At 57.9% G+C, this 10,544-nt stretch carries 9 protein-coding genes and 1 pseudogene; 5 read left to right on the top strand and 5 right to left on the bottom strand.

Annotation, left to right across the window (positions count from 1 at the left end; genetic code table 11):
• From QX124_RS21790 to QX124_RS21775, 4 genes are all read right to left on the bottom strand, one after another.
• A partial coding sequence (locus tag QX124_RS21790) for a condensation domain-containing protein (RefSeq protein WP_315733676.1) occupies positions 1-1,366 on the bottom strand: 1,366 nt, incomplete at its 3' end.
• Between the two features lie 49 nt (positions 1,367-1,415).
• Entirely contained in the window at positions 1,416-1,625 is a 210-nt protein-coding gene (locus QX124_RS21785; RefSeq protein ID WP_315733678.1) for an MbtH family protein, read from the bottom strand.
• Between the two features lie 51 nt (positions 1,626-1,676).
• A complete protein-coding gene (locus QX124_RS21780; protein WP_315733680.1) occupies positions 1,677-2,285 on the bottom strand; it encodes an acyl-homoserine-lactone synthase in 609 nt (202 codons plus the stop codon).
• A 302-nt stretch (positions 2,286-2,587) separates the two neighbouring features.
• Positions 2,588-3,313: a LuxR family transcriptional regulator gene (locus tag QX124_RS21775; RefSeq protein ID WP_315733682.1), complete on the bottom strand. Its 726-nt coding sequence runs from the start codon at positions 3,311-3,313 to the stop codon at positions 2,588-2,590.
• A gap of 643 nt (positions 3,314-3,956) precedes the next feature.
• Here QX124_RS21775 and rfbC point away from each other — a divergent pair.
• From rfbC to QX124_RS21750, 5 genes are all read left to right on the top strand, one after another.
• Positions 3,957-4,544 (top strand): dTDP-4-dehydrorhamnose 3,5-epimerase, encoded by a 588-nt coding sequence (gene rfbC, locus QX124_RS21770; protein ID WP_315733685.1) that lies wholly within the window; start codon positions 3,957-3,959, stop codon positions 4,542-4,544.
• Positions 4,545-4,546: 2 nt separating this feature from the next.
• A complete protein-coding gene (gene rfbB, locus QX124_RS21765) occupies positions 4,547-5,596 on the top strand; it encodes a dTDP-glucose 4,6-dehydratase (protein WP_315733687.1) in 1,050 nt (349 codons plus the stop codon).
• A gap of 8 nt (positions 5,597-5,604) precedes the next feature.
• Positions 5,605-6,510 carry a dTDP-4-dehydrorhamnose reductase gene (gene rfbD, locus QX124_RS21760; protein WP_315798234.1) on the top strand — a complete coding sequence of 302 codons (906 nt, stop codon included), beginning with the start codon at positions 5,605-5,607 and terminating at the stop codon, positions 6,508-6,510.
• A gap of 3 nt (positions 6,511-6,513) precedes the next feature.
• Complete coding sequence (rfbA, locus tag QX124_RS21755; protein WP_315733691.1) at positions 6,514-7,389, top strand: glucose-1-phosphate thymidylyltransferase RfbA; 876 nt, start codon at positions 6,514-6,516, stop codon at positions 7,387-7,389.
• Positions 7,390-7,752: 363 nt separating this feature from the next.
• Positions 7,753-8,709 (top strand): IS481 family transposase, encoded by a 957-nt coding sequence (locus tag QX124_RS21750; RefSeq protein ID WP_315755561.1) that lies wholly within the window; start codon positions 7,753-7,755, stop codon positions 8,707-8,709.
• Between the two features lie 1,268 nt (positions 8,710-9,977).
• Here QX124_RS21750 and QX124_RS31925 read toward each other — a convergent pair.
• Positions 9,978-10,250 (bottom strand): annotated as a pseudogene (locus tag QX124_RS31925) (ATP-binding protein); the annotation flags it as partial.
• Positions 10,251-10,544: the final 294 nt, after the last annotated feature.

Below are 10,544 nucleotides of genomic sequence, written 5' to 3'. Positions count from 1 at the left end.
CGCGCACCGTGTCATTCCACTCCGCCAGCACCCGACGCCGCTCCGCCGCGTCGAGAATGTCGATTGCGCCAATCGGCCGACTGGGATCGTGTGCGATTGCCTCGACCAGCCTCACGAGACGTTGCTGGTGAAAGGCGAGATCGTTCGAGGTGTAAAGGGCGGGATTGGCGTCGAAATCAATTCGAAGCCCTTTTCCATCTCCACGGTCGTAGACGAAAATTGCGAGGTCGTCGGCCGAGCCATTGGAGAGGTTGTGAGTCGTTGCGGAATGGCCGCCGAACCGGAGGTCGTAGTCGAATGGCTCGATATTGATGACAGTGGTAAAAAGGTGCCCGTTGGTGGAAAGCAGGCTAAGGTCCCGCCTGAGGTCCTCGTATCTGTAGGACTGGTGTCGAATCGCTTCGCGGACCTGCCTTCCCACATCGCGAATGAGTGCCGTCGCGCTCATGCTCGGACTCATCGCCAAACGTAGCGGCACGGCGTTGGCAACCATGCCGGGAACACGCCGCAGCCGTCCCTTGGGCCGGGCGGCAACCGGCAGGCCAACGACCAAATCGTCAATACCTGTCACGCGATAGAGATAGGCTGCGATCGCGGCGATCATGATCTGTGGGAGACTTGCGCCGCTGGCCTGCGCCGTTGCGCGCATCGCCTTCACGCTTCCAGCACCGAGATGGGTCGTCTGGCGGAGAAGGCCACCGACATTTTGCCTTCGCTGATCGGCAAGACTAAACGCAACCGGGCGATCGGCGAAGTGCTTCAGCCAATACTCGCGGTCGCGTGCAAATCGTTCGGAGCTCCGATACGCGGTCTCTTCTTCGAGGAGAAGCGCCAAAGGACCGAAAGTACCTTGTTCGGGAGCGCGTCCCTCGGTGAGAGCCGTGTAGATCTCGGCGACGCGCCGGGCGAAGAGCCCGCCGGTGAAACCGTCCATGACGATGTGATGGCTGCGATGATACCAGAAATAGTGATCCGCCGCGGCCTTGAACAATGCGCAGGTCCAAAGCGGCCCTGTCAGCAGATCGACCGGTTGGGTCAACTCTGCCATCATCCAGCTTTCTGCTGCCGCCCGCGGGTCAGGTTCGGAGCTAACGTCGATGAATGGAAAGGTCGTATCCAATCTGCGGGGAATCATCTGGCGAATTCCATCACTTCGCTCGATGAACCGCACTCGCACGGTTTCCGCTTCCATCCCGGCTTGCCGCAAGGCCGCCTCGAACAGCGGCGGATCAATCGGACCGTGTATCTCTATGGACTCCGCAAGATTGAATATCGAGTCCGGCGAACTGAACTTCTGCGCAAACCACATGCCCGTCTGAGCCGCGGAGAGTGGCAATACCTGTGAAGGTTCGTTGATCGCGTTCACGGCTTCCCCAACCATGTATTATGCCTTAGACGGATGATCGAGTCTGCGGCTATGCCGAATGGCTATCAGCGCGGGCTCTCGGAAGCATGTCCGTCCAGTTTGTGTCGATGTAGTCGATGCAGGCCCGGCGGCTGTTCTGTGCGTAGACCACGGACCAGCCGGCCGGAATCTCCGCAGCTGCGGGCCAGAGCGAATGTTGACCTTGGTCATTGAGCAGGACGACGAAGGTGCCGCCCTGATCATCGAAAGGGTTACTCACGTCTCGTGCTCCGATCTCGACTAGGGGATGACTTCAGTCGTGCGCCCACGATCAGGCCGCGGCTGCGTGCGCGAGGCCCACACGCGCTTCAAGCTGTCGAAGGATTTGTGTAGACACGTCAAGCTGTCCGGCCATGGCGATGGTGTTGCCGACTCGGCGCGCGGGGCCGAGGCGCTCGAGTCGCCAGCCGGCCCGCCGCAGGACTCGCTCCATACGCACGTCGACGACACAAGCGATCGTGTTTATGCCGTTCGACAAACTGAATTTCAGAACTCCGATCAGCAGATCGTAGGTCGCTTGTGATATGCCCGATTGAGTGCCGCCGGTGTTCCCGCTCACTGCAAATCGGCTGGCTTCCCACACGCGTTCTCCGCGAGGCACGGCTGCCTTGGTCACAAGGGACGCAAAGATATCGCGAAGCATATTCGGACCGGTCGTCGGCAGGAGGCGGACGCAACCGTTCAGGATGCCGTGTCTGTCCATCGAGAGCAGATAGCGAGGCCGCAAGGCGTCGTATTCGTCAACCTCAAGTTCGCCGCTTACGATGACGTCCCAACCGAGCCGGTCCTTGAAGACCGCCTTCCGAAGACGATGCATTTGATACAAACCGCTACCGCTGATGTGGCGTTCTGCATTGTCCTTCGTGACAATTCGTATCATTGGCGTCCTCGTGCCGTCCGTCAGGCTGGAGTATGACCCGGCGCCAACATCAGCTCGAGCTGTCTACCTTTGCAGGTATCCCGTGTTTGGAGACTGCCCTAGAGTCGGCGTCGGTAGCTCGCGAACATGCTGCGCTATGCACCGACGCGGCCACAACGGGTGGTGCCGACACGATAGACGGATGCGACACCAAGTGACCTCGAAGAGCGACGCTACGGAGAGCGACGCTATCAAGACGCGCATCTGCAAGCCCAGGCGCGGCCACTCCAAGGTCGCGGCACTTCGGACCGCTCGACGAACGGCTACATGCTGATGATGTCGTACGCCAGTCCCTTGGCGACCGCCTGTTGCACGGTCGCAACTCCGAGCTTGCGCTTGGCATTCTGGGTGTGAAAGACAACCGTTCGTCGGCTGACGTTTATGATTTCCGCTGTGTCCAAAGCGCTCTTTCCGCGAGCTGCCCATTGCAGGCAGACCCTCTCGCGCTGTGTCAGGTATGGGCGAGGCGATGACGTGGGCGATGGCGTTACGTCACGCAATTGCGCATACAGGTAGATCGCAATGAGATGCAGCTGATGGCGGTATTTCTCGACTTGGGATTCGAACGCCGGACGGGAATTGCCAGCCGAGAGCGTGAGTGTGGCAACTTTACCCTGGCGATCATGGATCGGAATCGTGACACCACGTCGAATGTTGAACTCGCTGGCCTCTTTTAGAAGCCCCTTCTGCCTGTTGGTCAGCCCTGCATCAAATCGATCAGCCGACCAAGCGAAGGGAAGCGTCGTTGTAACCGAGCGGGCGATCACCGGATCGATCCTGTCGTACCGATTTGCACAGTACCGCTCCACCCAGGAACTCGGATACGTCGTCATTGCCAGTGTATCGTCTTCGTCACCTCGCGGCGTGAAGCTTAGATAAGCGAAACATGGAAAGCCGTACTGATCCAAGGTCTGTCGCAATAGACGCTCGATTTCATCCGCGTTGTCGCATGTCGTCAGATTTTGAACGAATTGTTCAAATACCCTCATGTCGCACCCCCTTGCCTACGACAGCCGCGCCTTTCTTCGAGCTGATCCATAACCGATTTGGGGGATACGGCGACACTTCTGGTCCCTGTTGGTGATGTTGCCGTCGGACCATTGCGTTGGCGGTGAAGATCATCGTGACTATTGACCGTTGGTTACTTACTTGAATTCGTGCCTTCCTGAGCTGCCACCACAGCATTCATAATGGGTTTATGAACGAGGATAGGCTGCATAACGACTCTCCAAGCTTCACATCCCCACCATCAGACGAATCCGAAGCTAAGGATTCCGCCGAGCTCACGGACGATGCCCTGAAGTTGATAGTACCTCGACGCATTCAGAGGTTGCAAATGAAAATTACACGACAATCAGATTTGGAACAGCATTGCTGCGAGTTCTCGTAGCTGCGTCGCGAAGCCGCAGCCTATCGAGCTGACGAAAATCAAATTTTCTTTTTCATGAGCAGATCAGGCATCAGTTTGGTGGTGCTGCTGTCGGTGCTAACGAGATGCCGCGCGCGGGCTCGGCCTTAAGCGCGCCGGGTCACTCGCGACTGGACGCGCCTTGCAAAGATGCGGCTTCCCGCTATTGTCGCGCGATCGGACGGAAGCTTCCTGGTGCTGGCACCTAATGAGCTTGGTGTGAAATGGATTTTCAGCATTTCGAAATCGATGGTCTTGTTCTCATCGTCCCCTCAAGGCGTGGTGACCATCGGGGTTTTTTTTCGGAGACCTTCCGCAAGGATGATCTGAGGGCACACGGCGTGATGGACGATCTGGTCCAGGAGAACCATGTCTTCTCCGCCGAACGCGGGGTGCTGCGCGGACTTCATTTTCAACTGCCTCCCAAAGCCCAGGGCAAGCTCGTTCGTTGCGTCGGAGGATCGATCCTGGATGTGACCGTGGACATCCGGCGAGGATCACCGACCTACGGACGTCATGTAGCGATCGAGTTGTCAGCGGCGAACTGGAAGCAATTGTGGGTACCCCCAGGTTTCGCTCACGGCTATGTGACCTTGGAAGCACCGGTCGAGGTTATTTATAAGGTGACCGACTATTGGGCCCCGGATCTCGAGCGAGGGATCGCCTGGGACGATCCGGACCTTGCAATCGATTGGCGATTAGCAGGTGAGCCCATTTTGTCTGAAAAGGATCAGCGGAATCCTCGACTCAGTTCCGTTGTCTCTCCCTTCTCCGTTTTCTCTTCCTTCGAGAATGCGCTGGGGAACGACTGAACATGCACATTCTTGTCACGGGCGGAGCAGGATTTATCGGCTCGTCGGTCTGTCGGCATTTTGTTTTTGACCTTGGCCTCAAGGTCGTTGTCGTCGACAAATTGACCTATGCCGGCAATTTGGCCTCGCTTGCGCTGGTTGCCGAGCATCCCAACTATGCGTTCGAGAGGGCCGACATCTGCGATGCCGATGCCCTGCAGAAGATTTTCATCAAGCATAGACCGACTGCAGTCGTTCATCTTGCAGCAGAAAGCCACGTCGACAGGTCGATCACCAGCGCAAATGCATTTATCCAAACAAACGTTGTAGGCACCTTCACCCTGCTGGAGGCCACGCGCCGCCATCTCGACCATAATCCCCTGCTCGCCGATCGATTCCGGTTCATTCACGTTTCGACCGATGAAGTCTACGGCTCGTTGGGAGAGACCGGACTTTTCACCGAACTTACGCGATATGATCCGAGTTCCCCCTATTCAGCGACCAAGGCCGCGTCCGATCATCTTGCAAAGGCCTGGCACAGAACCTACGACGTGCCCGTCATTGTATCCAATTGCTCAAACAATTATGGGCCCTATCAATTTCCTGAAAAGCTCATTCCGTTGATGGTCCTCAACGCTCTGCATGGGGAGCCGTTGCCGGTGTATGGAAATGGTCTAAATGTCCGGGATTGGCTGTTTGTCGAGGATCATGCGCGCGCGCTGGGCTTGATCCTCGAGAAAGGAGTTCCAGGCGAGACCTATAATGTCGGTGGTCGCAACGAACGCTCCAACATCGAGGTGGTAAGACAAATCTGCGCATGCCTTGACGAACTGCGTGGGCCCGCACATTCGCACGACGGCTTGATCACCTATACCGAGGATCGTCCGGGTCACGATTTGCGCTACGCCATCGACGCAACAAAGCTCGAAACGGCTCTGGGTTGGCGCGCTGAGGAGACTCTGGAAAGCGGCATCAAAAAGACGGTCAGATGGTATCTCGAGCATCCCGCGTGGTGGAGGCCGCTGCGCGAAAACGTATACCGTGGCGAGCGACTAGGTCTTGGTCGACATTGAGCAGAACGATGCGTCTATATGTTATTGGGAGCGAAGGGCAGGTCGCTCGATCATTGCGGGAGGCTGCCGCAGCGAACCCCGACATCACGATCAGATGCTCCACGCGCTCCGACCTCGACCTGTTGCGCATCGAACAGATTGAAAGGGCTTTGGCGGAGTTCTCGCCAGACATCGTTGTAAATCCTGCCGCCTATACCGCTGTCGATCGTGCGGAGACGGAACCGGATCTGGCCTACTCGATCAATTCCAAGGCAGCTGGTGCGGTCGCATCAGCAGCAAGTCGATTGGATGTTCCCCTCATCCATCTGTCGACGGATTACGTTTTCGACGGCAAGAATCCGGCTCCTTACGTCGAAACCGACGCGACTTCGCCGCAGAGCGTATATGGTCGATCGAAGCTCGCCGGCGAAGTCGCGGTGGCGTCTGCCGCCGATCGTTACCTGATCTTGCGAACTTCATGGGTCTACGCGCCCTATGGCAACAATTTCGTAAAGACGGTCATGCGGCTCGCCCGGCAACGGGATCGATTGGGTATCGTCAACGACCAGATCGGCTGCCCCACTTACGCGCCCGACATCGCCGATGCCATCATTGCCGTCGCTCGGCAGATCGCGGGTTCGGGCTGGCAGTCTGGTCATGGCGGCGTCACGCATCTGGCGGGTCCTGACGAAATGAGCTGGTTCGAGTTCGCCAGACGCATCGTCCTCGACCTCGCAACGAGACGAGATTGTCCAGCCCGTGTTGAGGCGATCTCGACGAAGGACTATCCGACGGCCGCTGTTAGGCCGGCGAATTCCCGTCTGAACTGCGACAGATTGAACTCTGTCTTCGGGCTGCGCCTGCCTCACTCATCGCAATCCTTGCGGATCTGCCTCGATCGCCTGTGCGATCCCGCTCACGCCAATTTGGAGTAGATCTTGAAAGGCATCATTCTGGCTGGCGGAACCGGCACCCGCCTCTATCCCATGACGTTGGTGGTGTCCAAACAGCTCCTGCCGATTTACGACAAGCCAATGATCTACTACCCGCTAACGACATTGATGCTGGCGGGTATCAGGGACATACTGATTATATCGACACCGGGCGATCTTCCGCTATTTCAGTCCCTGCTGGGCGACGGCGGGCAATGGGGACTGACGCTATCCTATGCCGTACAACCCAAACCTGAAGGCCTGGCTCAAGCCTACATTATCGGGGCAGATTTTGTGCGCGGCGAATCGTCAGCCTTAATCTTGGGCGACAACATCTATTTTGGCCATGGTCTGCCGGACATGCTTGTCAGGGCCGCTGGCCGCCGGTTCGGTGCGACGGTCTTTGCCTATCATGTCGCCGACCCCGAACGGTACGGCGTGGTTGGCTTCGACAGCACAGGACAAGCAACTTCGATAGAAGAGAAACCCGCAACTCCAAAATCGAACTTTGCCGTGACGGGGCTATATTTTTATGATCCCCAGGTGGTCGAAATTGCCGCCAGCATTGTTCCCTCCGCGCGAGGGGAGCTTGAGATTACCGACGTCAACAGGGTCTATTTGGAACGAGGGCTGCTCGCTGTTGAGCAAATGGGCCGCGGCTTCGCTTGGTTGGATACTGGAACACCCGACAGTCTCATGGCCGCCGCGGACTTCGTCGCGACCCTGGAGAAACGGCAAGGCTTTCGCATCGCCTGTCCGGAGGAGATCGCGTTCAAACAGGGTTTCATCGAGCAGAAGCAGCTGGAGCGGCTGGGGGCAGCGCTCGGCAAGAGCGACTACGCCAGATACGTGCAGGCTCTCGCCAAGGCAGCTGCTCTCTGATACGCGCGCGTTCCGAGATTGACGTTCGACGATTCGCGTTGATTGATGGCGCGCGCCGTGTGTTCGACAGGCCTCGGCGAGCTAGAAACGTGCTTCGCCGCAAACGTCTTGTGTCAACTTGTCCCGGAAGAGCCGTTTTGCAATCACTAGACCAGGTGTGGTGCCCTGCTGTGCTCGTCCCTTCTCATCCATGCTCTCGACGGACCGACCCGCGGCTCGCTTGAATTACGCAAATGCCCAGTTGTCGAAGCTACGGTCCCTCGCGTGCACGGTGGCTAGGTGTGGTCTTCCAGGAGGTTGTCCATCCGGTCTGAACCGAGGAAGCTGAGGTTGCGAAGCTTCAGTGTTCCAAGGAGAGACCAGATGGACGTCCACAAGAATGCGCCTATGACACCGAAAGGTCGAGAGGCGATGGTGCGGAGTGTCGTTGAGGGTGGGCTGAGCTATGCTGAAGCTGCTTACCAGTACAATACGACGCCGAAGACCGTAGCCAAATGGGTGAAGCGGTTCCGCGAGGAAGGTGTCGAGGGATTGCTCGATCGCTCCTCCAGACCGCACTCATCGCCAGGCCAAACCACTGCTGCCACATGTACCGCTATCGAGGCTTTGCGCCGTCAGCGCCACACGGGCAAGCAGATTGCGGCTGAGGTTAAGGTGTCGCCGGCCACGGTCAGCCGCGTTCTGCGACGACTGGGGTTGAACCGAATCCGTGATCTGGAGCCGATCGAACCCGTGCGTCGCTATGAGCACGCTGCGCCGGGCGAGATGATCCATATCGATATCAAAAAGCTCGGCCGTTTCGCGCAAAGCGGCCATCGCGTCACCGGCAATCGGAACGGCTATAGTCATTGTCGCGGACTTGGCTGGGAGTACATGCATGTCTGCATCGATGACCACTCCCGTGTCGCCTTTTCACAGCTCAAGCCTGATCAGACCGCCGAGAGTGCTGTTGCGTTTCTCAAGGCCGCTGTCGCTCACTACAAGAGCTTGGGCGTTACCGTCACCCGCGTCATGACCGACAACGGTGGCTGCTATATCGGCTTCGATTTCGATAAGGCCTGCCGCGATATTGGTCTCAAGCATATCCGCACCAAGCCCTACACGCCCAGAACCAATGGCAAGGCTGAGCGCTTTATCCAGACAGCGCTCCGGGAGTGGGCCTATGCACACACCTATCCCACTTCCGATCAGCGCGCCGCGCAACTGCCCATCTGGCTGCACCAGTATAATTGGCACCGGCCTCACGGCGGCATAAACTCCCAGCCGCCTATCAGCAGACTCGGTTTAACCGAGGACAACCTCCTGAGGCTCCACAGCTAGGACCGTAGTTTTATAAGCCAAGGTTCGAAAACCGCTTACTATTCAATGCTCTTGACTGACACCCCTTCCTCCAACGACCCGACGAGCCTCGACGAGAAGGTCCGCCGATCCGCCCACCATCTTCCGGGGTTTCTGCTTTCGGTCGTGGGCCGGAGACCTTCTTCGGAGGGACTATGGGTGTATTTCCATCTCATCGATGGCACCTGGCTCGAGGCTAAGAACGCCCACTTCTAGGCCAATATCAGATCATGATGGATGGCTCATCATGGCACGACAATCTTCGGATCGAGCGCTACGACCGCACCTTGAGTTTAGCCGGGTCGACGCTCTTCTCTTTCGACCACGCGGCCACGGTTGATCAAGAAATGTTCGAATAACCGAGTCGTGGTTGACGCAAGTTGACTCGCAATCGGAAGGACGCTTGATGCGGGTGCGCGGGCTATACGTCGCAATCAGCTCGTCGCAGTTCGGTTCTCGGTCAGAGAGCGAGCGGCGCTTCCGGGGCCGCACTTGCGGCTCTATCGAGGGCCGACAAGGGTCCTCGGAGGAGGCGCAGCCCAGGGAATTGTTTGTTTCGTCGCCCAAAATGGGATATATGGACCCTAGCTGTTCAGGTCTCGCGCCGAGGCCGCTGCTGAATTGGTCTGCGCGCCGCAGATCGCCTGATCGACGGGACCCCAGCGCGCCGCTTGGGAAGTTCGAACATCCGAAACCCAATCAGACGAGGCCACTATGTGCGGCTTCTGCGACAATTGGCGTGCGCGAATTTCCGATAGACGACGCCGGCTCGAAAGCCTGAAATCGGCGCCCTCCCTGTACCCGATGGGCGCCTCCATTGACGCAGTCGGGGAGCTGCGACGGAAAATCGGCGTGTACGAAACATTGCTCGATCGGCCGCCTTGCGGGCCAGCCAGGACGTGAAAAACACGGCCTCCGCCCCTTTGGGCGGTGGCCGTTGCGCCGAGAACCTCCCAAGAACGATGAATCCAAGTCTGGGACTTATTCTGGGACTTTTGGACCGGAAATCCCGGATTGTTCGGGTTTTTGTTCCATTTTTGCGCTCGGTCGAGAAGCCGGAGATGGACTAAAATTCCTTTAGCTTCAATTGAGTTACGGGACCAATTTCGCTCTCAAGCCGAAGCCGAGCCCGATATCTGGAATACTAGACGCAGCTGATGCCCCAGGCCCGATGAAGACGCAAACCTCGACCCGCCTGCTATTGGGTTGCGGGTTTTTGAGATTTCGGCGCCATGCGACTCTAGGCCTTACTACTCTGGTGTGTCTATCTTCGCCCTTTGCGCGGCGGGTTTTGGCGATAGCGCTCGTCTTGTCGGAGCCGACTGGAATATCGGAGGCGAGATGGTGGCGTGATCGTCGTCTCGGCCTTTGAACCGCCAACCGTCGTTGCCGGTCTCGACGATGTCGCAGTGATGGGTCAGCCGGCCAAGCAGCGCGGTTATCATCTTGGCGTCGCCGAACACGCTGAGCCATTCGCCGAAAGCAAGATTGGTGGTGATAATTACGGAGGCGTGCTCGTAGAGCGTCCGAGAAAGGGAGCAGCGTCAAGCCGAGACCTACTTACTGCTAATTGGCTCGTCGACCGACGTTGTGCGCCGCCCCTCAGAATTCGACCACCGATTGACCACCGCTACAGGGTGAACGAACGTGGAAGCTCGTGAGGCGACGCCACGAAAAACGTCAATGTTCTCCGAGACCTTCGAGCAAGCAGGCCCGCTCATAACGGTCTGGTTGCAGGTTCGAGTCCTGCCGGGCCCACCAGCGATCTCAATGAACGGCTTGTGTGATTTTGCCATTGCGGGCTCGGCGCACCAGAT

It is taken from the genome of Bradyrhizobium sp. SZCCHNRI3043 (assembly GCF_032377735.1).
Lineage (GTDB): Bacteria > Pseudomonadota > Alphaproteobacteria > Rhizobiales > Xanthobacteraceae > Bradyrhizobium.
This window is presented reverse-complemented; position numbering and strand designations above follow the sequence as displayed.